This is a genomic window from Paenibacillus pabuli NBRC 13638 (assembly GCF_001514495.1).
Lineage (GTDB): Bacteria > Bacillota > Bacilli > Paenibacillales > Paenibacillaceae > Paenibacillus > Paenibacillus pabuli.
Genome location: NZ_BCNM01000019.1, coordinates 13,604 through 38,472 on the forward strand (window position 1 = coordinate 13,604; position 24,869 = coordinate 38,472).

Here is a 24,869-nt window from a genome sequence, read left to right on the forward strand (position 1 = left end):
CTCACTCCTTGGGCAATAGGTTTTCTGTTATCCTGCCCGTCGGGGTTTCATTTTACACGAATAAACGCAAGACCCAGGCTAACGGCAACCATGAAAAGGGAACGATCTGCATAAGCCTGTCGAACGCATCCAGCTCCGTATTGTAACGGAAACTCATACCCCAATCCCCCGAAAACAAGTTGTCTTGCATCCGAGGCTCCTCAGGCCGGTCCAGATTGTACTTCTCTTCAAGCAATTGCCTCGTTTGTTCATCCACTTGGACCTCGCTCGTAGCATACGCTATTACAGGAAAGCTAGTTATGTACATCAGGATCACCATGATCCATGCCATTTTTATCCAACGTCTGTTCATCTCTTGCTCCTTTATCATTTCATGATTCTCTTATCACCGAAGGGTTCATTTGAATGTTTGATTATACATAAAATTTACCGCATTGGAAATAACCAAGGGGAGAAGTTATGAGAAAAGTTGAGGTATCTGTGATGCCATCCTTTAGTCCCATTTGGTTGTTTATTTGTTTAAAAAATCCATTAAATGTGTAATAGGCCATGATAGAATGACTCCATTATCTGGAATAGCTAAGGACTGAAACACCATTCTGAGGAGGTTATATTCCAATGTTCAAACGCATGGATGAAATCCTGATCGAGATTCCCAAAGTCGAGAAGCCTGACCCCAATGCAGCTGCTTCCATTCAGGAATTGCTGGGTGGCAAATTTGGAGAAATGTCTACATTGAACAACTACCTCTACCAATCCTTTAATTTTCGTTCCAAAGAGAAGCTGAAGCCCTTCTATGATCTAGTGATGAGTATCACGGCCGAGGAATTGGGTCATGTGGAGCTGGTGTCTCACGGCATCAACCAATGTCTGCGGGGTTCTACAGAATACAAAGAACCGGACGATACACCGCTGGGTTCGGTCAAAGACGCACGTCTCTCCTATCATTATCTGGCAGGAGCACAAGGTGCGATGCCATTCGACTCCATGGGCAACCCGTGGACAGGGGCAAATGTATTTAACAGCGGCAATCTGGTCGAGGATCTGCTGCATAACTTTTTCCTCGAATGTGGTGCCCGTACCCATAAAATGAAAGTATATGAGATGACGGATCACCCGGCAGCACGGGAAGTCGTTGGTTTCCTGCTGGTCCGCGGCGGCGTGCATGTGGTTGCTTATGCCAAAGCGCTTGAAATCGCTACAGGTGTCAACGTGACCAAACTGGTTCCGATCCCATCCCTGGACAATAAAGCCTTTAATGAGGCCCGCAAATATGAAGAAAAAGGTGTACACACCAAGCTGTATACCTATAGCGATAAGGACTTCAACGCCATCAATCAGATCTGGAAAGGCACCCATCCTGAAGATGGGCAACCTCTGGAAGTCATTCAAGGTGTGCCTAAAGGGTTCCCGATTCCCGAGGCTCCAGCAGTGGAGGAAGAATTTGCACCAGGTATATCGCAAGAAGACTTTAAGGAAATTGCACGTCGTCTGAAGATGGCGGGGAATATTACGGACTAAGCTGAGCTGTGTTTTTGTTGAATGGATAGATGGAACAATGAATGAATTGAGTGAGTGACTGTTGATTGTTAGTCATTTGGCATGAAAAATAGATAAAAGCCCTCTAATCCTGCCGCTTTAGTGTCAGCAGGACCGAGGGCTTATTTTTATTGCGTATATGTTATATATAAGTATACTTGACTCATTATCACATTATTAAGCCTATGAAGTCGCCAAAACTGACTCCTCACGTTGACTCAATACTTCGATCAGCATATTAGCCCCCAACCGAAATCCCTGAATAAATGCAGCTTCGCTGTGCATGCCATCACATTGACCACACAAGTCGAACAACTGTTCAAGCTCACGGAATTCTTCCTCGCTCAATCGATTTTTCCATTGTTCTGTCATAATTGCAATTTGTCGGCCCAACAATTGATATTCAGGATGAGTTGGCATCATCGTCTCATCCGGGCGAAGTCGCCCGCTATAAAGTGCTTCCAGAATTGAATTCATGTGCATTCCTCCCAGAAATGGAATCGCCGCATCGACTTGAATGAGCGTTCTGCACATGGTAGGATATTTATGCAGTCAGCTCATTCATGTGATTGCGGGATAGGAAGTAGCGGTGTTCTTCGAGGGACTCACGCTGCTTCCTTTTTTATTTTTGGAGCTCGTCGAACACCTTTTCAATCCCTCTGCGAACGATGTCTGAACGTGTCGTCTTCAGCTTTTCAGCAGAAGCATCAAGCTTGCTCATAATTTCCTCATCGACACGTATCTCAATCGTTTTGCTTTTGGGTTTGTCAGATAGAGGACGCCCCATCTTTTTGGAGGACATTTGCTTCACCTCGTTTTTTGTCCTGACAATAATATATTATTGTCGGGACAAAAAGTCAATCTATTTGTAAAACATACGTTCGTTTTTTGTGGTTTCCAAATTAAAACACAAGTGGATCGTCAGTTCAACTCAGAAAAAATATCACTCATGTTATATGTAGCTATGGCTTGTACTTTAAAGTATGGATCTGTTTTTGACAAAAAAAACAACCTTGAAAGGCATTGAGCCGTTTAAGGTTGTTAAGGGATTCTCCTCAGTATGGACTTTTCTGAATCACTGAACTGCTTGTTATTGTATTTTATTCAGCAATGGTATTATAACCTCATCTAATTTCTCAAGTATCTCACTTTGTGTAGGAGATTCCAGTATTCTTAACAAATCGTGCTGCAACATACTCAGATGTGATATAGGTAATCTACTAATCAAGCCGACCAACATAAAATATTCCCACTGTGGATCTTTGGTTTGAAATACATTTTGAATATGAGGAATCAGTTCTTCTCCAAATCTTAAAAGTAAATCTTCGACGGATTTCGAAATGGCCAATTTCCGTCTTGTAACCATTCCATAAGCTCGGGGATAATGTCCTTTAACTCCTCATTACCTAATTCACTTAACTTACGCACTGCTTCAAAATCATGCTTGTCGCGGGGAAGGCATTCTCTAACATCCATATGTATCCCCTCTCTTCATCTATATATAAAATGTCTTCTTCCTCAGCCTTACTCCTGCTGCTCCACTAGTCCTATGTCTTCTACCTTCACTTCAATTTCATTCTGTTTCTCCGTCGTGGACATCGCGTCTCGCATACGAATGGTCCACATTCCTGAATCCTGATCAAATTGGACGTCTTCAATCACGGGAATACGAACCTTCTCTCCATCTGATGAATACAATCCACCCCGAATTGCATCCGCCTCACTGAGATGAGCCCCTTCTGGATTGACTGGACAGGATACTGTAATCGTTTCTGCTCTGGCTTGTCCCGGATACGGCTCGTTTTCCGGCCCGCCATCAGTCCAGATTTCTACGTAAGCGCCGATCTGCGGATCAGGCGCATTGGAGAACCATTTTGCCGGATAATACCGATCGTCCCCTCCATTGGCGCTGTTATCTTTGTATGCAGGATCAACCACTAGAATGGAATCGACTTTACGGTCAACAACATAACCCTTGAATCCATCTGTACTTGGTTCATTCGCTTGAGTCTGCACAGAGTTGCACTCGATATGTCCTGAACATCCCGTAAGGCACACGATCAAGATTGAGAGCAATATAAAGACTCGACGAAGATTGGACATATGTAACTCCCCCTTTATTAACACCTCTTTCTAAATTTAACGTTACATATCAGGTCATTGTTGCAAATACAGCCTTTGGCTCATGCTGATTTTCCCGACGAACGGCAGGTATTCTCAACCTGCATACTTCATTTCTTTATATTCTTTTTGTACAGATACCTTCCCCAGATCACGAATGCCGCACACAACAACAGAGCACAATAGGCCCACACAAATAGCATCGCAAGCCCTAACCCGATGTTGGCATCCAGACGTACATCCACGATCTCTGTATATAATGCAAAACCGAGTGGCACAGCGCCCACAATGAACAGTCCGATGAGCCATCCACCCCAGCGTCTAAAGCCTGCCCCCCCTCCAGTACTGGAAAGCTTGCGTATACCTTGATTCAATAGCAGTAAAATCAGAATGAATATCAGGCAGGTTATGAGAATTTTCAGCATGTTCTTCGCCTCCTACGTCTTTTAATCCATTTTGCGCCAAAGCATTCCCTCTATATCACGTTCCGTTCCACAGGAAGGATATGCGAGAGATCTCATCATGATGAACATATTATATAATTGAAAATGTAAGCTTGACTATAATTACCCCGTTTGGTGGTCCATGATCAGACTGTGACAACATGGCAGTATCCCAGGCTCACACCCTAATCATGAAAAAGAAAAAACAAACGCCATTATCCTGACTCCTTCCAAGTCATGGATAATGGCGTTATTTCTTATATTCACACTGTTACACCCATATCGGATCAGTTACGCGCCAAACTGTGCGTAATGCAGACGGCTATATACGCCACCTGCTGCAAGCAATTCTTCATGTCTGCCCTGCTCCGTAATTCCCTGCTCGGCAACAACAATAATGCGATCCGCATTTTTGATCGTTGCCAATCTGTGGGCAATAACCAGTGTAGTCCGCCCTTCGGACAATTCCGCAAGGGATTGCTGGATCGCTGCTTCTGTCTCGGTATCGAGCGCAGAAGTCGCTTCGTCCAGAATAAGAATCGGAGGATTTTTCAGGAACATCCGTGCAATCGACAGGCGCTGTTTCTGTCCTCCGGACAGCTTAACACCACGTTCCCCGATCAACGTGTCCAGCCCTTCCGGCATGGAATTGATCAATGTTTCCATCTGGGCACGACGAGCTGCCATCCAGATTTCGTCTTCGGATGCATTCAGCTTGCCGTAGGCAATATTCTCCCGGATGGACCCATCGAACAGGAACACATCCTGCTGAACGATTCCAATCTGACTGCGCAAGGAATCCAGCGTCATGTCCTGTATCTCCTGACCATCGATTGTGATGCGACCTTCCAGCACATCATAGAAACGAGGCAGCAGACTGCACAGCGTGGTTTTCCCTGCACCGGATGGTCCAACAAGGGCCACGGTCTCGCCAGCTTGAATATTCAGATCAATCCCTTTCAAAACAGGCTCCTGATCCGAATAGCCAAAGGTCACCTGCTCGTAGCGGATATCTCCACGCAAGTGTGATACCTTAACGGCATCTGGACGATCTTCAACGTCCGGCTCCATATCGAGCAGTTCCGTATAACGTTTGAAGCCGGCAATCCCTTTGGGATACGTCTCTATCACGGAGTTGATCTTCTGGATTGGGGTCAGGAACACATTGGACAACATAATAAAAGCAATAAATTGACCATAGCTCATGCTGCCTTTAATGACAAACCAAGTGCCGCACACCAATACAAAGAGGGAAACCAGCTTCATCAGCATATAACTGATGGACGAGTTCCAGGCCATGATTTTGTATGCAATTAGCTTCGTTTGGCGGAAACGGCTGTTATTTACAGCAAACTGTGCTTTCTCATGCTCTTCATTAGCAAAAGCCTGAACAACGCGAATACCACTTACATTGTTTTCGACACGTGCGTTGAAGTCAGCGATATCGCCGAACATTCGGCTAAACGCCTTGGACATTTTGCTGCCAAAATACAATGACAGATAAATAATGAGCGGTACGATGATAAATGTTAACACCGCCAGATTTCCGTTAATGCTCATCATGATGCTGAATGCACCGATCAGAGTCATCACCGCAATAAATACATCTTCTGGACCATGGTGGGCAATCTCACCGATATCCATCAAGTCGTTGGTCATGCGAGAGACCAGGTGTCCGGTCTTGGTGTTGTCAAAGAAACGGAACGATAGCTTCTGTACATGGTTGAAGAGTGCCTTGCGCATATCCGTTTCAATGTTAATCCCCAGCTTGTGTCCCCAGTAGGTAACGACAAAATTGAGGAATGAGTTTAACAAATAGATGGCGAGCAGTGCAAGACATGCCCATAAAATCCAGTCCCAACGTCCTCCGGGCAACAGGTCATCCACGACTCGATTAACGGCGAGCGGGAAGGCCAGTTCCAGGAGAGCTACGAAAATCGCGCAGCTAAAATCCAGAATAAACAGCTTTTTATATGGCCTGTAGTAGGCAAAGAAACGGCGAAGCATGGACTAACGTCCTCCTTATAGCAACCAATCCGTGTTGATTACCTTTTATTTCGTTCTGCTCAAAAGAAACAGGAAGTATGGCGCACCAATGATCGCAACCAGAATGCCTGCAGGAATCTCGGATGGCTGCAGAATGACACGTCCCAGCGTATCTGCCACAAGTACAAGCAATGAACCGACCAGTGCGGACGCAGGCAAAAGAAACTGATGTTTGGGTCCTACCAGACGACGTGCCAGATGCGGACCGATCAGACCCACGAAACCGATCCCTCCGCTGACGGACACACAAGATCCGGCCAGACCTACGGCTATAGCCAACAGGATCAGCCTCTCCCGGTTTACGGGAGCTCCGAGACCGCTGGCGGTCTGATCTCCAAGGTTCAGTACATTCAACACACGAGCTTTATATATAACAAGAGGTACAAGGACAACGAGAAACGGCAGCAATGCCGTAACAAATTTCCAGTTGGAGCCCCAGATGCTTCCTGCCATCCACGTGGCCACAAATTGATATTTCTCCGGGCTAAGCCGCAGCGTAAGCACAATCATGGCCGAGCTGATCCCGGCCGCTACACCAATACCGGTCAGCAGCATGCGGGTGGGCAGGAGGCCCTCTCCCTTTTTATAGGAAAGTACATAGATCAGAAAAGCTGCAAAGGTTGCCCCGATCAGGGCCAATACAGGCAGCAAAAATATGGGAGCTGCTGTCGTTGTCGGGAAAAAGGATACAAATAACATGACAACCAATCCGGCTCCGGCGTTAATTCCGAGAATACCTGGATCAGCGAGCGGGTTTCGGGATACTCCCTGCAGAATACAACCGGACAATGCAAGTCCTGCACCGACCATAATCGATATGACGATACGCGGTAGTCGGAATTCAAACAGAATCAGGTCCTGCTTGGGCGTTCCTCCACCAAACAACGTACGCACCACTTCAAGCGGCGATAGCTTGGTAAATCCCGTATTCATACTGATGATAAAAGCCGTAATAATTAACACACCGAGTACTATTAATACAATGGTGCTTTTGGTTCTCTTTTTGCGTTCTGTTTGAACCAGCGTTGAGGATTCCATCGTTACAGGCTCCTCCTTTCTTTACGCGCCAGATAGAGGAAGAAAGGTACCCCAATCAGGGCAACCAGAGCGCCAATTGGCGTCTCGTATGGCGGGTTAATCATACGTGCAGCCAGATCTGCGAATACAAGCAGCAGGCTTCCCATCACAGCGGAACATGGAATAATCCAGCGATAGTCGACCCCGACCAATTTGCGTGTGAGATGGGGGATAATCAGTCCGATAAAACCAACAGCTCCAACGACAGATACAGCTGCACCCGCAAGAATCAGTACAACAATCAGACCAACCAGCTTAATCAGCCCGGTACGTTGACCCAGTCCAACAGCGATATCTTCTCCCAGGCTCAACAATGTAATGGAACGAGAGATGATGAGACCAGCTATAAGCGCAGCCACAACCCAAGGGGACATCACCGCGAGTTGGGACCACTTCGTGCCGGCGACACCACCGGCTGTCCAGAATGCAATATCTTGTCCAACTTTAAAGTACAACGCTATTCCCTCACTGAATGCAGAGAGCATTGCGGATACGGCGGCTCCTGCCAGCACCAGCCTGAGCGGCGTAAGTCCTGATTTGGACGCTGCACCGAAGCCATAGACCAACAGAACACCCAATCCTGCTCCAAGAAAAGAATACATAATGATATACATATACGGCATGCCTGGGAAAAAGGCAAAGCAGACAGCAAGCGCAAACCCGGCGCCGGCATTCAGTCCAAGCAACCCGGAATCCGCCAGCGGGTTACGTGTCATCCCCTGCATGATGGCTCCAGCTACAGCAAAACAAGCGCCTACCATCGCTCCTCCCAGAATACGCGGCAACCGAATCTCCCATATGATCTGGTGTGGTGTGAGCTCCGGATTGAACTTAAAGATCGCTTGCCATACTACGCTCAGCTTAATATCCGCGGCTCCAAATGAGATCGACAACGCCATGCCCAGAGCAAGCAGTAAAATCCCCCCGGTCAGGATCAATGTGGCAGCCCAGGGACGAGTGTGTATTTTGGCAGTCGGTGATTCCGTGTTGTGACTTGCCGGTGAAGCTTTCGAACTCATATGCATCCACCCTCGTTATGAGTGGAGCAGACATATCCTATGTACATCCCAATCACCTCTCTATTTATACCAAACTAATAACGATAATGATATTGATTATCATTCCCATAGACCATTGTATGTCAACTAACGGCCTCTGGCAATGGACAAATGGGACAAGTTTATTGCATAAATGAATTTTTGTACGCAAAAAGGCTGCATCGAATCATAACAGATCCGATGCAGCAGCATGATCTCACTACTATAATTAACGGGTATGTACGGCGGTTTGCGCTGCCAGTACATCAGGCACATCGGTAATGATCCCCTGTACACCCATTCCAGCGTCCCCTGAGTTCAACAGTCACTCTATGTTTCTCACTATAAACGACGTTTGTCCTCCCTGTACTAACAGTGCGTTTAATGGCATGCTCTATCCATATACAGGACCACACCTTAGGGGGCTGGGGATTCACTCATTTTGCGAACTCAATCTGTAAAGCAGACATAATATAGTATCAGTCATAGACAACTGCACTCCGCTGTAAGGAGGTTGCCCATTGAAACCCCTAACGAAGAAGAGATATGTATCTCCCAAATCATCCTCCAAAAAAGCTTCCATGCCTGGAATTTCTGCAAAAAGCAGATCAGGCAAGCCCGGCTATAAAACACGAACTCCCCCCCGATCACGCCAAAACATGAAAAAGGCATCCGTTCGGGGTCTGGCCGTGCCTAACAAAACAGGTAATCAATCCTCTGCATCGGATGCACAGCATGCACTGGATCAGTTAGCTTTTGTCGCTGCCATCTTGGCTCTTATAGCTGCCGCCATTGGACTATACATCGCCTGGAAAACATTGAGCCTGCCCGGAGATGTGGATACTGTGGTCCCAGTCTAATGCTCTGTCCAATCTCTGTCTCTTATCCATTGAGACAGGGTTCTTTTTTTAGACAGAAAAAAACCGTTCCCCTGAAACGCCGGCCGCACCGGCGTCTCTTTGGAAAGGCCATTTCTTCATCGGGCGTCGCCCTAGCGACTCTGACACCGTCCCGGAATGGCTGACTAAATTAAATAATGAATGTGCGGGAAATGATAACGAGCAGGATGAACAACACCAGAATTGCACCTGTCGATGTCCATGCTCCGCCGCCAAATCCTCCGCCGTACCCGTAGCCTGTGCCCTTAATTTCGCTCATGAGTGACACTCCCCTCTTTAGAAAGTACACTATAGACTATGTGTGAAGAGGGAACTTGCTTGGGCACTTCGGAAAGTTTTCCGCAGGAGTGGCTAGTTATTTATCTTGAAGCTGGGACCACTTTGGGGTCAACTCTGTCGGAATATAGGCTGACATTTGATTCAGCAGTTCGGCCGGGTCAGCTTCCAGACTCCATAGACTGAGGTGTGAAGTATTTGAGAAACCTTCATGCACACTATGCTCCACCATTCTCATTAACGGCTCGTAATATCCGTTCACATTTAATAAACCCACCGGTTTACGATGAATGCCAATTTGGGCCCAACATAATACTTCGAATAACTCCTCAAACGTTCCCATCCCACCAGGAAGTGCCACAAATCCGTCAGAAAGCTCAGCCATCGTCGCCTTGCGTTCATGCATCGTTCCCACTTCAATCAGTTGGGTGAGACCAGCATGAACAACCTCGCCCCGAAACAAACCCGTTGGCATGACACCAATCACTTCCCCACCTTGCTCCAGAGCAGCATCCGCAACTGCACCCATTAATCCCATGCGCGAACCGCCATAGACAAGGGAGTATCCGCGATCTGCGATCTGTTTCCCCAATGTGACAGCTTGTTGTGTGTAGTCGGGGTGATTCCCCGGGTTAGAACCTGCAAAAACACATATACGTTTCAATGGAATTCACTCCTTCTCATTTATCTATTTCATTAGTGTATACCATGAGTGTAAAACCTATGTTACATCACCGACAGGCTCCGCTCAACAAAAAAACACCCGACCGTTTGCAGCCGGCCGGGCTCCCATATCAGTACATATCATTTAGAAGGGGTTGTTACTACTTACTATAATGGCCTAACATTAAATCCGTATGATCTTTACATGAAATGAATATTAAATATCAGCGTACTTATCGTATTCCACGTCGTGAGCGCACAACAAACATATGCTTGTCCTTACGAAGAATCCGGCCGTCTGCAAGCTCAACCTGATCATCATCATGGCGTAAAATCGTTGTGGATAACGCTACAATCTTGGCCCGGCGCCAAATCATAACCTGTGATTTAAAATAGATGGCATTTTCAAATTGCACGGCCTTCTTCATCACATAACCAACCTTATGCACCTCAGAACGCGCTTGTTTCAAGGGAAGACTCTCTTCAGGCAGCGGCCGGATCATTGCGATATTGTCGAACGATACTTTGATCCTTTTCGGTCCGATTCGTACACAATCCGCTTCCTCATCCCACTCCACCAGCGTTCCTTTTAATGGCTCTCGTATGCCAGTTGCCCGGTATACGGCTACTTTTCGTCCCACCCAATGTCGCAATGCTTCCACCTCCATTTTGTCTAGATTTCCGGTATCGTCCAATCAATTGGTTCAATACCTTTGGAGGTCAGAAAGTCATTGGCTTTGGAAAAGGGGCGACTACCCAAAAAGCCACGATGCGCCGCGAGCGGACTTGGATGTGTAGATTCCAGCACCAGATGTTTATCCCGATTAATGAATGCGCCTTTCTTCTGGGCATGACTGCCCCATAGCATAAATACCATCGGTTCAGAACGTTCATTCAATGCCCGGATGATAGCATCGGTGAATGTCTGCCAACCAAGGCCCTGATGGGAATTCGGCTGTCCTTCCCGTACCGTCAGAACGGCATTAAGCAGCAGCACACCCTGCTCTGCCCAATGAACCAGTGATCCATGGTTGGGAATTGGCAAACCCAAATCCGCGTGAAGCTCCTTGTATATATTTTTCAAAGAAGGAGGCGTACGCACCCCCGGTCGAACTGAAAAACTTAATCCGTGAGCCTGACCCGTTCCATGATAAGGGTCCTGACCGATAATCACGGCTTTCACCCGATGATACGGTGTCAGTTTCAGCGCCGAGAACAAATCCTCCTTGGGAGGAAAAATGGTCTGTGTTTTATATTCAGCGGCGAGTTCATAACGAATACGGTTGAAGTACTCGGCTTCAGTCTCTTCCTTGAGCACCATGTCCCAATCATTATCAAACATATGTATAGGCTCCTTTCCCTGATGAATACATACCCGTGCAGCCCTCATAACGGACTGCCACCTGCGAGAGCCGCATCACGCGACTCATAGACTATCCACCATTTTAACATAACCGGGGACAGCAGACCAGAAGTGTGCCTGTGGAAGAACGTGTTTGACATCCTGCTCTGCTGTCACCTGAACCTTGCGTCCGCATGCTGCATCCATTTGAAGCACACGGATCCATACAGCATATAGACGATAAAATATCATTCTTTGAAGGCTATGTTTCACAAACAAAAAAAGGGCGGCAGTTATCAGCCACTACAGCTCATAAAAGCGCCCTTTGGATCAGGTGTTTGTTACATTCCCTGCTAAGCCTTCAGCATGGATGCATCATTCGATTCAAGCCTAGTTTTTGATTAAATCAAGCGTCTCGTCGAACAATTGCTTCTGATCCTCTATCTTGTTTTCGTTGCCGATGACACAGCGTTGCTGCTGTTCCAATATTGAGGATATTAGTTCGGCAAAACCAATAATATCCCTTTCTGTTGTGCTCAGTACTTCATCCCGTTCTTTCTGCAGATCCGCCTCGGTGACATTGGACAGATAACACTCCAGAGAGAAAGAACCTTCACCATGCGGAGTTCTCGGCGTATCCAGGTCCTGGATGGCACCAATGATATACCTTGTCATCTCCCGTGTATCTGCTTTGAAATCCTTCAAGTATTGTGGCATCGCTTCATATACTTTATATGTTTTCTCGAGATTCGGGTCACGGTAAGAAGCAACATAACTGTCTCCATTACGTCTAAAGCCTGACATGCAGCCGTAGGCTCCGCCTTTGGCTCTAATATTGTTCCACAAGTAATCTAAGGACAGAATTCCCTGCAAGACACGAAGCGAGCCTGTATACGCATAACCCTTATCGATAAAATTACCCGTTTGAACGACATATTGGACTTCAGATGGTGATCTGAATCCTTCCTTGTGCTGCACAGGTGTGAATACCGCTTTTTCCTTGGTCACGTCTTGGGTGAATAACTTCGCTTTCAGATCGGATACCTGTTTCTCCAAGCCCGCATATCCCTGATCATCCGCAGTGTAACTCACAAGCAAGTTCTCCGGTCTGAAAATAAAACCGGTCAACGATTGAAGACTGGCTGACAGCTCTTCTTTTCTTGCCTCAAAGTTCGCCTGGAGATCCTCAAGCCACTGGTAAAAAGCAATACCGCTAACCGCTTCCCTAAAGCTCGCAACAGCCGAATGTTTTGAAGTCGATCGGCCAATTCCTGCGGAATGCCCCCCGCTGATCATGTTGCGCTGCAAATTGCCTTTCAGCTGGGAAATAATTTCATATAAACGCTTCGAATCGTTGAATTTGGACGTGAACACGATTTCTTTGATCATATCAAACGCAAATTCAAGTTTGTCATACAATACTTTGGCATTGAATTCATACGTAGCCCTGAAATCATTGTGCTCGTGCGCGTTTGCATACGCACCAATCCCGCTGTGAATGCCCCCGGAATGGATATGGATTTCATTCGATAATTCATTAAATGAGAAGTTTTGCGTATCGACGTAACCCAGCACACTTTTTAGCAACCCGACATATGGCAGCAACCGCTGTGGAACTTCTTTAATATCGAACAACAGTCTCAGATAGCCAATCCCATTGGTATAGATGTTATGGTGCAGAACAGTCGTACCTTCGACCTGATTTAACGTCTGATACAGCGTCGATGCCTTCGGATCAATATCTTCTATGGATAAGGTTGGAATGACCTGCTGTTGTTCCTTGGTTGAAGGTGCATTCTGATATTCCGCGAGTGCCTCGGTTCTCTGAATGAATTGCTGAATTTCTTCCTGACTCAACCCAGCCTGAACGGATTTCAGATGTGCTTTCAACGCTTCCTCTTTGCGAGCATTCAACCCTTTATCCGGCGTAACGGCTACAAAAGAAGTATGCGGGTTTTTCAATAAATACTGCTCAATTAACTGCTCGAAATAACCCTCGTTCATCTTCGTTCTCAGCTCGGCAAATACGTCATTGGCTTCCAAATAAGTGAAAGGAGCCTCTTCATCATACAGCCAGCTTTGCAATGAGGAGAAGCCATAGATCAACCCTTTAGGCATTCTTCCATAGTCTGCTTCCCGGTGATTGAACTCATAGGAATTAATGCCTGCGAGCAGCGCCTTTGGATCAAATCCTTCCTTTACCACACGCTCCAGCACGTCTTGTACCGTCCCCAGGAAATCTTCTTTGCTCGACAGATTGCTCTTCTTCAGTCCGATGGTGAAAACAGGCTGATACAGACTGTCATCATACGTACCGTATACATCCTTCGCAATCCCCTTATCCAGTAGCGCCTGCTTCAGAACCGCTCCCGGCGCATTAAGCAATGCGTACAGCAAAATTTGAAAAGAAATGTTTAATTCCTTGTCCAAACTTGTTCCAATAACGGCATTATAGGTCAGGAAGCTGTTATCCACTTCCGATTCCGTGCTGCCGGCAGAGTATGTCTTGACTGCGTCGACTCTTGCTTCGAATGCAGGCTGGAGCTGAATGGCAGAATCAATCTCGATTCGGTCATACTCGCTCAGATAGTTTTCATCCAGCCACTGCAATTTTTCTTCCATATCCATATCCCCATACAAATAAATGAAGCTGTTGGATGGGTGATAGTATCTCGAGTGGAAATCCAGTAATCCCTGATAGGTCAGATCGGGGATCTCGTCAGGGAATCCACCGGATTCACAGGAATATGTAGTATCCGGGAAGAGCGAATTCAGAACTTCCCTGCGTACAATACGTTCCGGTGAAGAAAAGGCACCTTTCATCTCGTTATATACAACACCGTTATAGGTTAACTCATCTTCAGCTGAGGTCAGGTTGTAATTCCAACCTTCCTGCAGAAATATTTTTTCATTATCATATATATTCGTGTTGAGTACCGCATCCAGGTAAATATCCATCAAGTTATGAAAGTCGTGGTCATTGCGGCTTGCAATGGGATAGATCGTTTTATCAGGATATGTCATCGCATTGAGAAATGTATTGAGTGAACCTTTGAGCAATTCTACAAAGGAGTCTTTGGCCGGAAATTTCTTGGAACCACACAGCACGGAATGCTCCAGGATGTGAGCCACACCTGTGTTGTCTTCTGGAGGCGTGCGGAAACCGATACTGAACACCTTGTTATCATCCTGATTGGACAAAAGTACGATTTTGGCACCGGATTTCTGATGTTCCAGGAGATACGCGACTGATTTCAACTCTTCGATTCTGCGCTCCTGCAGCACCTTATATGGCTTAAGCTGTTTCAACATGGGCTGAGTCCTCCGTCCATACGATTATTTATTTTGTTGTGCAAACCATGAATTCTTCAAGTTCAAAGGTAATTTATGCCTATGGATAGTATACACCATCGTTCCTGATAATTCATAATGTGGCACCCCTTGGGGCGTCTCCTGATATGTATTATGATGTGATTATGTTTATGAACTTGGATTGTACGGGAGAATTCAAAAATCCGAACAAAAAAAGATCGCATGAACAACTTGTTTAACAAGCGTCATGCGATCTTTTCTTTAGGATGCCGAGGACCGGGATCGAACCGGTACGGTAGTCACCTACCGCAGGATTTTAAGTCCTGTGCGTCTGCCAATTCCGCCACCCCGGCATATGTATTTATTTCTTCATCACTTCAGGCGACAAGAAATATCTTACCATGAAATTTATAACTTTGCAATACCCTAACCATAAATAATTTATAAAAAATGAAACAGGCACTGCCAGCGTGAGCGAGCAGTGCCTAGAAAGTTCGAGTTGCGGTCCCGAACTTTCTATAAACCATCTATATTAAGGGAGGTGTAAAGTAAGAATACCTCCCCAACATTAAAGAAACCTAAAATCAGGCTTAAATTAAACTAAAAAAGAAGAATAGGTGCAATCCGGTCCGCCTCTTCGTCGCTGCACTCCACTACCACCAGGATGTGCCCTTGCACCAGCCAATCTTCATAATAATTCGCATCTTCTTCGGAGACCCCAGCTTCTGTCAAGGTAAGCACCAGATCATCCGTCTCGCTTCCAATCTCGTTGCCTGCGAGTTTGCGTACCGCTTTTCCTATGGTCATCGTTTGATCCATCCGCTTGCCCAGTCCGGCAAGTACACCTTTAAGCGCTCCTAAGGCTCCATCCGTCCCTGCACCCTTCAGTGGCATAGGCAGCCCTGTCTTCTCGCTTACTACTTCAAGATCAACCTGTTCTTTGGCTACCGCTCCCAAATATTTATCCGCTACGCCTTCCTCTTTGAGTTTATTTAACAGGATAATGGCTTCATTCTCCGTACGTGCAAGACCGATCAGTAACTGTGTCACTTGCATCCCCCCCCTTTTAATCCTTATATAACCCCAGCAGCTTCTTCAAAAACCGATAGTACATACTAAGCCCAATCACCTATGTAAAATATCATTTCTGATCTGGAAATCTATACCTAGTTCTGATAGACTAGATAAAGAAGACAAATTAACCATTGAATTATTGACATATCGAATTCATATTCCATAACCAGGAGCAATGACTTATGAAAAAAGAGGTAGAAATTGCCATTCGCCGTAAACAGCAAATCATCGTCCGCAATACAAGCGGGCAAACCGTGACTGGATTCCCGGAACGCACAGCCGATGCGTCCATTCTCTCCTTGCGTACCGTTCACGGAAGCCTGTGGATTCCATTCGACGAAGTTGAACAAGTGACACGCCTGTTAAGCATTCGTTCTCATCATTCAAGCGGAATGCATCTGTGTACAGCTGATCTGTAATTCCAGTTTAAGTACCTCTCTATTTATATGCAATCCAGACATGTGTTCATATCTTCCATCCCACAATAAAACCAGACGCATCAACGTCTGGTTTTATTTTTTTCACAACTTGCACTTTACAATGTACTTTATATATTCCGGTACTCGTGCCTCTCACTGTCTTCCCCATCACTTACTTCACTACAAACTTCACTCGTGTCCCATCCGGATATGTACTTAACTGGTTTCCAACCCATGAGCCTGCACCACGATTATCTTTGGGGCTTATATATTGAATATCTGCACCCGCCCCACCTTCTGCACACATCGCCATTGGCCATTCATCCCGATCTTTGCCCTTTTTGACGGGGACACCTTTGAGGGATAGATCCCGATTGCTCTCTGCCCCACTACGATCAATGGTACATACATCCGAATGCCCTGCATTAATTGCCGTTTTGATGTGTTTGGCCGTTTCGGGATACCGCTCTGACGGGAATGTGATCGTATGATCCACATGTTTGTTGCTTCCTCCTAATTGGGATGGAAGATCCAGTGACCACTCTCCTCCAACCCAGGCATAGAGTGCAACCATTAACATGGCTACCAGCGTGAATATCTGCTTTTTGATTCGCTGGCTCCCCTTGCCCTTGTTCCTTCTGCGTCTTCTGCTCATGCTGTCTCTCCCCCATTCAACTCTTGCATTATACCAGAACGTTCGTTCGTGAAACAATGGAAAACATAAAAAAACAGCCGAAATCTCCGGCTGTTCTGCTACTACTAACCCACGTTAGGAATGGCCTGTTGTCGAAGCAACGGCAAAGTGACCTCAAATTTCGTACCTTTCCCTTCCACACTCTCTACCGAAATGTGACCATTCATCAGGTCAATAAGCTCTTTGCATATAGTGAGACCCAGTCCAGTGCCGCCATATTTCCGCGAATGAGAGACATCCGTCTGAGTAAAGGCTTCAAACAATTGATGGATTTGAGTATCCGGAATACCAATCCCGGTGTCATGTACAGTGAACATTATGGTAACCATATCCCCGAGATGCTCCTCCACATCCATCTGTAATTGCACTTCACCTTGTTCCGTAAATTTGATGGCGTTACTCAGCAGGTTATCCAACACTTGCCGAAGACGGAGAGGGTCTCCTGTGAGTACGTCTGGAATATGCAGGTCTGCGTGACAGAGTAAGCGGATTTGTTTATTCTGCGCGGCGGGTTCATGTGTTTTGATGATCTGTTGAACCAGTTTCAACGGCTGAAATTCAATTTGTTCGAGCATCATTTTCCCTCTGCCCAGCTTAGCCATATCAAGACTATTGTTGACAATGTTTAAGAGCGCTTCACCTGATTCACGTGCCAGCTCCAAATATTCTTTTTGCTCATCGCTGTTTTCACCCATACTAATAAGTTCGATCATTCCCATTATTCCGTTCAAGGGTGTGCGGAGCTCATGATTCAGTTTGCCGATGAATTCCAGCTGTCCCCTGCTGTTCATTTCTGCCAGTGACCCGGCCATTCGCAGCTGTTGTTCAGCATATTTCCGCTCTGAAATATCGTATTGAATCCCTACAAAAAAGAGACATTCTCCTGATTCACTGAAGATGGGATCGATATTTAGTTCATTCCAGAACTTCTGTCCATTTTTCGTATAATTCAAGAGTTCTATTTTCATGGATTGCTGCTTATTCAATGCTTCGCGAATCTGCTCAACGGTATCCGGGTCTGTCTCCGGCCCTTGCAGGAACCGACAATTCTGTCCAATGGACTCCTCCGCACTGTATCCAGTCAATTGAGTAAAATACTCATTTACAAACACCAGTGGAAATTCAGGTAAGGTGGCATCGACTACGGTCACGGAAGATTTAATTTTGGAAATAATAAATTCCCATTGTATAGCAAGTTGATTATATTGGGTCATAGCTTCCTCCTTCGTTCTCACCACTCTTTAGTGTTCATGTTCCGAATGAAGCTATAGGTAACCCGATGGTATGTGATTATATAATGGCAATATAATTAATTGTAACATAGTTATTCAATTCATGTGTTCCTTGGGTAATGTCTGTTAACTATCATTTACAACAAAATTGATCATGTCATCAGGAGGAACCCTTATGAAATTTCTGTTAATCGTCATTATTATTATTTTGATTGTTTTCTTCTTCACGAGACGTAAGCGTTAATTTTGAGCCGGTCATGTAAAATAAGGAAGGAAGATCGGGTATGAAAACCCTCTTTTTTATATTCATGACACTCTGTATCATCAATCTATGCTTTCCGAAATTCGGCTGGTACCTGCGTTACGGCTGGATTTCCCGGGGCGAAAGTGAGCCCAGCAGACCTTATATGGCCATGACCAGAATGACCAGTCTGCTGATGCTGCTTGTTGCTTTTACACTGGTTGTAGCTTGAATCATAGGAATAAGAACACGGCTGCCCAGGCGGGCAGCTGCTTTTTGGTGCTTCAATGATGGGAAAATGACAACTTTGTTTGTGGTGCATTCACAACGGTACTCGTAATATATACATAACGTCGTGTGGAAAGGACACCTAAGCATGAACATCGCATTTTATCCATACTGGGCTGCCAAAACGCTGCTCTCTCTCATTAATGTCATATATATCATGGTTATTACAACCTTTATTTACGGACAGACGGGCTCGGTCCTGTATGCTGCACTGTTTCCATTTATTCAAATGAGCGCACGTATCGTAGCAGGACTTACTGCTCCGCTGCTTACGAACCGTTTTACTTTCTCCAGGCTCATCATCAGCGTTCCTTTAGCCAAAACGTTACTGATCACCGGTATCGCCATCGCATTTACCGATCTCACTGCTCATCTCCCTCTACTTCTTGTGGGAGTGGCGATTCTTTCGTTTATGGACGGCTGGGAATCTCCGTTGTTAAACACGTTAACTCCGCGATTAGTCCAAGGAGAAGATCTCGTAAAAGCAAATAGCCTGCTCTCTTTCTCCAATCAAACGGTGACTATTATCGGTTATGCGATGACAGGATTCATCGTGATGCACTGGGGAGCTTCTCAGACATTCTGGGCGGCTGCAACCTTATCATGGGTTGTACTGCTTCTAATGAGTATGATTAGCTCGCTTACCCGCGAAAATCAGGAACACATGGAAAAAACCACATCCAAACGGGATGCGCTACAGGAAGGCTGGATTATTCTTTGGCAAAATCGGTCACTGCGCCTGATTACGTTCATGGATCTGGTTGAAGGTCTGGCCAACTCCATCTGGATCGGTGCGATCACGCTTGCTTTTGTAAAAGAAGCTCTTGGCCAAGAAGAAGGTTGGTGGGGGCTTATCAACTCCAGTTATGCTGCCGGTACCATCATTGGAGGTATTGTGGCTATCGCACTGGCGACTCGCATACAGAGACATCTGGTATCCAGCATGGCCATCGGTTCTCTTGTATTCAGCCTGCTGACCATCGTTTACGGCTTAAACAGCCTTCCTTGGCTTGCTCTGATGCTGTGCCTCCTTATGGGCCCCGCTTACCAGGTTCGTGATGTCGCTCAGCAAACGGCTTTTCAGAGCAGTGTACCTGTCGAATCCCTCTCCAAGGTATACGCGGCACATCAGATCGTCCTATCTATCGCCATGAGCATATCTACAGTCATTTTCGGTCTTATTGCGGATCAGCTTGGGGTTCGACTGGTATATGTGATTGGCGGCGTCCTGTTCACGGTGTCAGCGCTCTGCTCATTCTCGTTAAACCGAATTAAACGAAGCAAGGATACGACAATACCGTCGCAAGATTCTGGATTCAAAAAATAAAAGACGAGCAGTCATCTGCTCGTCCCAAGCGGCTTCCGAAATACTTCGGTGCAGCTATTTTTCTTAATCCAAACGATAATCTGTCAGCGGCTTGCCTTGTTTATAATACAGCGCAGGTGACAGTATATTAAAGAAAATATGCACATCAGGCAGATCTGCTTGTTCCAAAATATCTTGCATGGATGAGGCAATCCGATTATGAATCTCCTGATCACGTTGAAACATAAGGATCTCTACTGAAGCCGGAGAAGGGGTAAGGGCTTGTACGTCATGACGCTCCGCCTTCATTCTCTCCCGCGGTATATTGGTAATCAACGAAAACTGCTCCGTAATGCGGGGTACCACTTCCTCCAGCTGAGGCCCTGTGAATCCTTTAAAGCGAATAAACGGCATTGCTATCCCTTCAATCTCTGTTATTAGTCTCTTATGTGATTTTAAGCACATTGTTTTCGCTTGTCAAATGAAAGACTCGTTGCTGCTCATCTTGTTCACACAGGAAAGCCCCGCCGAAATTTCAGCGGAGCCTTGTTTAATTATCCTTTTCTTAACTAGATACGACTCAACACCAGAAAGATTTCGTGATAATAACGAGCAGGATGAAGAGCACCAGAATTGCGGCAGTGGAAGTACACACACCGTTTCCAATTCCTCCAACATTATTACAACCGTATCCAACTTCACTCATTTGATTGGCCTCCTTTGAATTTCAAGGTATGCCATAATATATGTGCTATCTATCCAAATGACCGGGCGATTTGGCAAGCTCGCCAGCCCATTTCATTACCCTTTCTTCCGGTTTGGCTTCAGGTAAGGAGTTACTTGAATTTGCACTTGTCTCGGCTCCGCTCCATGAGGTGCGCTAACTACTCCCCCCTTGTTCAAAACGATTAATCGCGTCCTGGTATCGTTTTTGGCTGCCAGAACCAGCTCTCCGTCAGGAGCGATACAATAAGCGATCGGTATTGAAATTGTACTGTCACGATACGAGCCGTCCGCGTGGCTGGTGCCCATTACGATACATTGATTTTGTAATGCAATCTGTCGTGCCTTTTCTATCCATTCAGCATACTGCTCCTCACTGAACATCCCTACACCAATCGAATGCATAATCATATCCACTTTGCCTATTTTCTCGTTGCAAAAACCTTGCTGCACCAATTCGTCGCATAATAAAGTACTTATGGTCCAATCTTGCTCCTGAACCACCTCAGCAGGTGTATACTTTGCCTTTTCCAGTACAGTCTCTCCTGTCTTATTAATAATGATTGAGCGGTCCTTGGGACGTTCATCCAATCTGCGATGACCTGATACAATCATCGTTCCGTATGCTGCCGCCAGACGGCTCGCTTCGTCTACATTCTGATTTAAATATCCTTCCGGGAAAAATAACAGATCTGCTTCCGGATGTTGGTTTAACTCCGTTTCCAGTTGCAACAGTTGCTGCTCCAGCTTGGGTTGTCCAATAATAATCTTCAACGTTCATCCCCCATTCATACATATAAGCCGGTTCATACCCGGATAAGGTACGAAACCGGCTTAAAGGTTGTACAGGCAGCTTAGCTGTTCATTGCACTTCGCTTCAAAGAGTAACTGACTTCACGCATCGCGCTGTAAGACCATTACCTTTACAGTTCAAATGGTATGTAATTAGGCATTTCTGTGTTCAATTCTATCATATAGTTCTCGCCCATCATAGCCGCGATCTGTAGCGATATCCTTCGCAAAAAGTGCACTATCCGCATTCCCGGACAAAATCCCCCATGCCCCCAATACCCACGCAAATGGATATAGCAAAATAGTCAGAACCTTCTTCATATACTCAACTCCTCTTCCGTTAACCGGAAATTAATGTATGATTATCCCATTAATACGTTAATTAGAGAAGAAGGTTCCAAGTAAATACTACTCAAAGCTTCTCAGTAAATCCATCGCTTCTTCATGGTCCGGTTCCAGAGCCAGAACTTTCCGGGTGTACGTCAGCGTCTCTTCTTCCAGTTCAAGCTCATAACAGCACACGGCCAAGTCATAAAGTACAGCTGTATTCCGCTTCCTTGCATCCGTATCCAAAGAAAGCTCCAGAAACCGCTTGGCATCCTCATACATATACATCTCATACAACAATTGCCCTGCCAAAAATGCCACGTCTCCTTGATGCTTCATTACATAATAAGAAGACCACATGGTGTGAATTCCATACTGAATATCAAGCATCTCCTCATCACTTGCTTCAGGAAGAAGATTAGAGATTCGGTTAGCACTATGAATCAAGAACTCTGCATCATATCCGCCGAGACGCCAAAACGGTAAAATCTGCTTTAGCTGCATTGTGCCTACCTGTTGATCCATCCATTCTTTTATACTGAAAAAGTCATCTGGTCCAAAGCGTTCAACAAATCGATGGTAAGCGAGTCGTGTATTCACATACGACATCGGTTCGTCCACCACTAACATATATCCAATATTCAGATCCTTGTAGTGATGTGTTGTGAAACGAGTCTGCGCCCCTCGGCCTTCCAATATATATTGAATCCCATGATAATTGGCCGTCAATGAAAAACTCCCATGAAGAACGAATTCAGGAGGCTCGGAAAACTTCCAGTTGTCCAATCGGTGATCTCCTTTATCCGCCGTAATTAATACATACCCAGACTCCGAGAGCCTGTTTAATCGGTCAAGACAGGACAGGCCGATCGCCGGGAACAGGATGTGCGAATCCTCCAGTTCTTCCTTGTACAGTTCAATGAGTTCCTGATACGGATAACCCTCTGCACTGTATTCAGGTGCGCGGCGGTACTCATAACTCAGTGTCATGTTCTCCAGCAATTGAGCAGGCTCAGAATATAATGAGGGATCTGGCGATTGAAGGAGTATGTCACACTCATAGATCTCCCCCTCACTGATGTAAATCAACTCCTGAGGGATACTGTCAAAAAAATAATTCGCAATCAGTAGCAACGGCTGCTTCAGATCACCTGGTCGGATAACCGTATTCGCTACCACCAGATGCAATACCGTATCCTGTATCGCGTCAAAGCGTGCAAAATCCAGTATCCCTTGTTGAATAAAAGACTGCATGGAAGGATGCTCTTTCCACCCCATTACATTATCCTCTACCAGATCAGTCATTACATATCGAAAAGCAGGGAACTCTATCCCTGCAAACTCCTTTAATTCCATCAGTTTAATAAGAATCTGATGCGCCAAACGCCCTACTCCCGCTCCAAGTTCGAGAATGGTCACCGTCTCGGTTGTCTTTCCCTTGCTCGCGAGGTCTTGAAGAAAACCAAAAATCATCTCGGCATACGCCGTGGCAATCATCGGATTACTCGTAATATATTGCGGTACCTGATTATCCGTCCAGGCGCTTAACCCCTTCTGTTCATAGTAGGCTCTCTGCCAATCCCATACAGGGGCTTCGCTAAAGCGGTATCGCTGTCCTTCATTTTGCATCATGAATTGTAAACCTGCTTTCCATTCAAAATTTCATCGGCCTCTTGGACTTTCCATTTCTCATGCTCCTAGACCGTCCCCTTAATCTCTAACGCATTATATCACAAACGATGCCAGATCCATGAAAGTGCTATATGTACCCTCATCATTAGAAAAAACCTGCCTTTCTCAAGGCAGGGAGATAAACGATCCGTTAATAGGTTAATGCTTGCTCTGTAACGAAGTTGTGAGCCGGGAGAGTGGCTCTATACATTAGTCCGAATACACAGCTCCATCAAAGTTCTCAGGGCCTACACGGATCGTCCCCAGCAAGTTAGAGCTGATGAACGCGGTGTACGTCAATTGAGGGGTAATTGGAGGGTTGAAGTCATCCGCAGAGAACGTAATGATTTGAGGCGCCAGAATGCTCAAGTTGAACGTGGACGTTGCAGAGTAGATCACAGGATCCGTTGCCAAAGTCCCTCTGACAATCCGTATTGTTATTCCTACGAGGGCTAAGGGAAGTTGTACAGAAACCGTGCCTTTGAATTGCACCCGTGGATTTGCACCAATGCCCGCAGTTACAAGTCCAATCTGGCCAAATAATTGTGGCGTGTTAACAACAAGGATGGGTATTGCAATGGAGTTCGCCAAACTGGCATTCTGCGACGTTCTCGCATCAATAAATTGACTCATGAAATCTACCTCCTATTGTTTGGATTATGATAGTATATGTGAGATTTGTAATATGGCATGGACAGACACTGATATTCTGTAAAAAAGGGCATATCAAAAAGGCACTGCCCGTATTGTTCCTGGCAGCGCCTCTCTCTTTTAGATTTCATTTTTCTTCAATGCTTCTTTTAATAATCGTATCTCTTTCTTCAAACCCAAGATTTCCTCTCTTAAGCCGGACCTTTTGATAGCAAATGAAAACACCAGATATAACATCAGGCCAATAAGAGCAATGAAAATGAATATGACCAAAATCCCTGCAAAATTTACAACACCAACACCATTCATATCGTTAAGTGGTCACCCTTCCTTCGTAGTTTTTATACATGATAACATAATATTAACAATTACTGGAATGCAATATATAAATAATCAAAACTTTACTCCGCTATGTACATTATAAGAAGACAGAAAAAAACCCCTGCTTCGCAAGGGTTTTGAGAGAATGGGCCCTACAGGACTCGAACCTGTGACCAATCGGTTATGAGCCGACCGCTCTAACCAACTGAGCTAAGGGCCCTGAACAAAAATGTATAACGTTCAGATGATGGCTGTGAATCATCCAGTAAAACTAAATTGCGGGGGCAGGATTTGAACCTGCGGCCTTCGGGTTATGAGCCCGACGAGCTACCGGGCTGCTCCACCCCGCGTCAGTAAAAAAAATATTAAAACAGC

The 24,869-nt window shown here is 45.7% G+C and carries 29 protein-coding genes, 3 tRNA genes and 1 pseudogene; 5 read left to right on the top strand and 28 right to left on the bottom strand.

Annotation, left to right across the window (positions count from 1 at the left end; all coding sequences use genetic code 11):
* Positions 1 to 52 precede the first annotated feature (52 nt).
* Positions 53 to 352, bottom strand: a complete 300-nt coding sequence (locus PPA03S_RS23155; RefSeq protein WP_157284334.1) for an ABC transporter permease family protein — start codon at positions 350 to 352, stop codon at positions 53 to 55.
* A 266-nt stretch (positions 353 to 618) separates the two neighbouring features.
* Between PPA03S_RS23155 and PPA03S_RS23160 the strand changes: the two genes are divergently transcribed.
* Complete coding sequence (locus PPA03S_RS23160; RefSeq protein ID WP_062326344.1) at positions 619 to 1,521, top strand: manganese catalase family protein; 903 nt, start codon at positions 619 to 621, stop codon at positions 1,519 to 1,521.
* A gap of 201 nt (positions 1,522 to 1,722) precedes the next feature.
* Here the strand turns inward: PPA03S_RS23160 and PPA03S_RS23165 are convergent, their stop codons facing one another.
* From PPA03S_RS23165 to PPA03S_RS23205, 8 genes and pseudogenes are all read right to left on the bottom strand, one after another.
* Positions 1,723 to 2,016 carry a DUF6809 family protein gene (locus PPA03S_RS23165; protein ID WP_062326345.1) on the bottom strand — a complete coding sequence of 98 codons (294 nt, stop codon included), beginning with the start codon at positions 2,014 to 2,016 and terminating at the stop codon, positions 1,723 to 1,725.
* 145 nt (positions 2,017 to 2,161) lie between these two features.
* Complete coding sequence (locus PPA03S_RS23170) at positions 2,162 to 2,341, bottom strand: ribbon-helix-helix protein, CopG family (RefSeq protein ID WP_062326346.1); 180 nt, start codon at positions 2,339 to 2,341, stop codon at positions 2,162 to 2,164.
* Positions 2,342 to 2,629: 288 nt separating this feature from the next.
* Positions 2,630 to 3,015: pseudogene (locus PPA03S_RS23180) on the bottom strand (DUF5071 domain-containing protein).
* Positions 3,016 to 3,063: 48 nt separating this feature from the next.
* A complete protein-coding gene (locus tag PPA03S_RS23185; protein WP_062326349.1) occupies positions 3,064 to 3,642 on the bottom strand; it encodes a DUF3221 domain-containing protein in 579 nt (192 codons plus the stop codon).
* A gap of 128 nt (positions 3,643 to 3,770) precedes the next feature.
* Positions 3,771 to 4,085: a hypothetical protein gene (locus PPA03S_RS23190; protein WP_062326350.1), complete on the bottom strand. Its 315-nt coding sequence runs from the start codon at positions 4,083 to 4,085 to the stop codon at positions 3,771 to 3,773.
* A gap of 309 nt (positions 4,086 to 4,394) precedes the next feature.
* Positions 4,395 to 6,110 carry an ABC transporter ATP-binding protein gene (locus PPA03S_RS23195; protein ID WP_062326351.1) on the bottom strand — a complete coding sequence of 572 codons (1,716 nt, stop codon included), beginning with the start codon at positions 6,108 to 6,110 and terminating at the stop codon, positions 4,395 to 4,397.
* Between the two features lie 45 nt (positions 6,111 to 6,155).
* Positions 6,156 to 7,187, bottom strand: a complete 1,032-nt coding sequence (locus PPA03S_RS23200) for a FecCD family ABC transporter permease (RefSeq protein WP_062326352.1) — start codon at positions 7,185 to 7,187, stop codon at positions 6,156 to 6,158.
* Positions 7,188 to 7,189: 2 nt separating this feature from the next.
* Positions 7,190 to 8,245, bottom strand: coding sequence for a FecCD family ABC transporter permease (locus PPA03S_RS23205; RefSeq protein ID WP_062326353.1), 1,056 nt, complete (start codon positions 8,243 to 8,245; stop codon positions 7,190 to 7,192).
* Positions 8,246 to 8,784: 539 nt separating this feature from the next.
* On the opposite strand from PPA03S_RS23205, the gene PPA03S_RS23210 reads away from it, so the two are divergent.
* A complete protein-coding gene (locus tag PPA03S_RS23210; RefSeq protein WP_062326354.1) occupies positions 8,785 to 9,123 on the top strand; it encodes a hypothetical protein in 339 nt (112 codons plus the stop codon).
* A gap of 169 nt (positions 9,124 to 9,292) precedes the next feature.
* Here PPA03S_RS23210 and PPA03S_RS33740 read toward each other — a convergent pair whose 3' ends face one another.
* The 8 genes from PPA03S_RS33740 to PPA03S_RS23240 all read right to left on the bottom strand — a co-directional run bounded on the left by PPA03S_RS33740 (position 9,293) and on the right by PPA03S_RS23240 (position 15,805).
* A complete protein-coding gene (locus PPA03S_RS33740) occupies positions 9,293 to 9,421 on the bottom strand; it encodes a sporulation protein YjcZ (protein ID WP_217998965.1) in 129 nt (42 codons plus the stop codon).
* Between the two features lie 96 nt (positions 9,422 to 9,517).
* Positions 9,518 to 10,102, bottom strand: a complete 585-nt coding sequence (locus PPA03S_RS23215; RefSeq protein WP_062326355.1) for an LOG family protein — start codon at positions 10,100 to 10,102, stop codon at positions 9,518 to 9,520.
* A 232-nt stretch (positions 10,103 to 10,334) separates the two neighbouring features.
* Positions 10,335 to 10,769: a hypothetical protein gene (locus PPA03S_RS23220; protein ID WP_217998966.1), complete on the bottom strand. Its 435-nt coding sequence runs from the start codon at positions 10,767 to 10,769 to the stop codon at positions 10,335 to 10,337.
* A 5-nt stretch (positions 10,770 to 10,774) separates the two neighbouring features.
* Positions 10,775 to 11,443, bottom strand: coding sequence for a uracil-DNA glycosylase (ung, locus tag PPA03S_RS23225; protein ID WP_062326357.1), 669 nt, complete (start codon positions 11,441 to 11,443; stop codon positions 10,775 to 10,777).
* A gap of 84 nt (positions 11,444 to 11,527) precedes the next feature.
* On the bottom strand, positions 11,528 to 11,695 hold the full coding sequence (locus PPA03S_RS33745) for a hypothetical protein (RefSeq protein ID WP_217998967.1): 168 nt from the start codon (positions 11,693 to 11,695) through the stop codon (positions 11,528 to 11,530).
* Positions 11,696 to 11,833: 138 nt separating this feature from the next.
* Positions 11,834 to 14,755, bottom strand: coding sequence for an insulinase family protein (locus PPA03S_RS23230; RefSeq protein ID WP_062326358.1), 2,922 nt, complete (start codon positions 14,753 to 14,755; stop codon positions 11,834 to 11,836).
* Between the two features lie 267 nt (positions 14,756 to 15,022).
* Positions 15,023 to 15,108: transfer RNA gene (locus PPA03S_RS23235), tRNA-Leu, on the bottom strand.
* Between the two features lie 247 nt (positions 15,109 to 15,355).
* Entirely contained in the window at positions 15,356 to 15,805 is a 450-nt protein-coding gene (locus PPA03S_RS23240) for a general stress protein (RefSeq protein WP_062326359.1), read from the bottom strand.
* A gap of 206 nt (positions 15,806 to 16,011) precedes the next feature.
* Between PPA03S_RS23240 and PPA03S_RS23245 the strand changes: the two genes are divergently transcribed.
* Positions 16,012 to 16,248 carry a hypothetical protein gene (locus PPA03S_RS23245; protein WP_062326360.1) on the top strand — a complete coding sequence of 79 codons (237 nt, stop codon included), beginning with the start codon at positions 16,012 to 16,014 and terminating at the stop codon, positions 16,246 to 16,248.
* 172 nt (positions 16,249 to 16,420) lie between these two features.
* Here PPA03S_RS23245 and PPA03S_RS23250 read toward each other — a convergent pair whose 3' ends face one another.
* Positions 16,421 to 16,903, bottom strand: coding sequence for a NucA/NucB deoxyribonuclease domain-containing protein (locus PPA03S_RS23250; RefSeq protein ID WP_082704284.1), 483 nt, complete (start codon positions 16,901 to 16,903; stop codon positions 16,421 to 16,423).
* Positions 16,904 to 17,007: 104 nt separating this feature from the next.
* Positions 17,008 to 18,156 (bottom strand): sensor histidine kinase, encoded by a 1,149-nt coding sequence (locus tag PPA03S_RS23255; protein ID WP_062326361.1) that lies wholly within the window; start codon positions 18,154 to 18,156, stop codon positions 17,008 to 17,010.
* A 302-nt stretch (positions 18,157 to 18,458) separates the two neighbouring features.
* Here PPA03S_RS23255 and PPA03S_RS23260 point away from each other — a divergent pair, with 302 nt between their 5' ends.
* Together PPA03S_RS23260 and PPA03S_RS23265 are read left to right on the top strand one after the other, a co-directional pair.
* A complete protein-coding gene (locus PPA03S_RS23260) occupies positions 18,459 to 18,647 on the top strand; it encodes a DUF6199 family natural product biosynthesis protein (protein ID WP_062326362.1) in 189 nt (62 codons plus the stop codon).
* 144 nt (positions 18,648 to 18,791) lie between these two features.
* On the top strand, positions 18,792 to 20,030 hold the full coding sequence (locus PPA03S_RS23265) for an MFS transporter (protein WP_062326363.1): 1,239 nt from the start codon (positions 18,792 to 18,794) through the stop codon (positions 20,028 to 20,030).
* Positions 20,031 to 20,093: 63 nt separating this feature from the next.
* Here the strand turns inward: PPA03S_RS23265 and PPA03S_RS23270 are convergent, their stop codons facing one another.
* The 9 genes from PPA03S_RS23270 to PPA03S_RS23300 all read right to left on the bottom strand — a co-directional run bounded on the left by PPA03S_RS23270 (position 20,094) and on the right by PPA03S_RS23300 (position 24,844).
* Positions 20,094 to 20,423 carry a DUF1904 family protein gene (locus PPA03S_RS23270; protein WP_062326364.1) on the bottom strand — a complete coding sequence of 110 codons (330 nt, stop codon included), beginning with the start codon at positions 20,421 to 20,423 and terminating at the stop codon, positions 20,094 to 20,096.
* A gap of 166 nt (positions 20,424 to 20,589) precedes the next feature.
* On the bottom strand, positions 20,590 to 20,715 hold the full coding sequence (locus PPA03S_RS32490; protein ID WP_082704285.1) for a sporulation protein YjcZ: 126 nt from the start codon (positions 20,713 to 20,715) through the stop codon (positions 20,590 to 20,592).
* 95 nt (positions 20,716 to 20,810) lie between these two features.
* Positions 20,811 to 21,506, bottom strand: coding sequence for a carbon-nitrogen hydrolase family protein (locus PPA03S_RS23275; protein WP_062326365.1), 696 nt, complete (start codon positions 21,504 to 21,506; stop codon positions 20,811 to 20,813).
* Between the two features lie 171 nt (positions 21,507 to 21,677).
* On the bottom strand, positions 21,678 to 21,845 hold the full coding sequence (locus PPA03S_RS33020; protein WP_157284336.1) for a hypothetical protein: 168 nt from the start codon (positions 21,843 to 21,845) through the stop codon (positions 21,678 to 21,680).
* A gap of 87 nt (positions 21,846 to 21,932) precedes the next feature.
* Positions 21,933 to 23,483 carry a hypothetical protein gene (locus tag PPA03S_RS23280; RefSeq protein WP_062326366.1) on the bottom strand — a complete coding sequence of 517 codons (1,551 nt, stop codon included), beginning with the start codon at positions 23,481 to 23,483 and terminating at the stop codon, positions 21,933 to 21,935.
* A 249-nt stretch (positions 23,484 to 23,732) separates the two neighbouring features.
* Positions 23,733 to 24,155, bottom strand: a complete 423-nt coding sequence (locus tag PPA03S_RS23285; RefSeq protein WP_062326367.1) for a hypothetical protein — start codon at positions 24,153 to 24,155, stop codon at positions 23,733 to 23,735.
* Between the two features lie 138 nt (positions 24,156 to 24,293).
* Positions 24,294 to 24,482: a hypothetical protein gene (locus tag PPA03S_RS23290; protein ID WP_062326368.1), complete on the bottom strand. Its 189-nt coding sequence runs from the start codon at positions 24,480 to 24,482 to the stop codon at positions 24,294 to 24,296.
* Positions 24,483 to 24,640: 158 nt separating this feature from the next.
* Positions 24,641 to 24,714 (bottom strand) — tRNA-Ile (locus PPA03S_RS23295).
* A 56-nt stretch (positions 24,715 to 24,770) separates the two neighbouring features.
* Positions 24,771 to 24,844 (bottom strand) — tRNA-Met (locus tag PPA03S_RS23300).
* Positions 24,845 to 24,869 lie beyond the last annotated feature (25 nt).